Below are 420 nucleotides of genomic sequence, written 5' to 3' on the forward strand. Positions count from 1 at the left end.
ACGCCGGCGCGGACGACGGCGAACTCGGTGTCGCGGCGGCTGTTGGTGACGCCGGAGACGAGGGCGACGCCCGGGGAGCCGATGCCGACGAGGCCGCCGGCCGGGGTGGTGGCGAACACGCCGTTGTTGCGGTTGCCCTGGTCGAGGTTCACGTAGAGACCTTCCACCTTCAGCGTCACGGCCGAGGAGCGGAAGAAGTTCAGGAACGAGTCGGTGGGCAGGGCGTACTCGATGCCGCCGCCGACGGCGTAGCCGGTCTGGAACTCGTCACGCGAGGCGTTCGGCAGGCCGAAGTCACGGCCGCCGCCCGAGCCGTAGGCGAAGCCGCCGGTGGCGTACACGAGGGTGCGGTCGAAGGCGTAGCCGAGGCGGCCGCGCACGGTGCCGAAGTAGTCGAGGCTCGAGAGGCCGTTCGGGTTG

The 420-nt window shown here is 71.2% G+C and carries 1 pseudogene; it reads right to left on the reverse strand.

The window, feature by feature from the left end:
- A pseudogene (locus tag AX737_RS24695) lies at window positions 1–420 on the reverse strand (porin family protein); the annotation flags it as partial.

Source organism: Methylobacterium sp. CCH5-D2, from assembly GCF_001556475.1.
Taxonomy (GTDB): Bacteria; Pseudomonadota; Alphaproteobacteria; order Rhizobiales; family Beijerinckiaceae; genus Methylobacterium; species Methylobacterium hispanicum.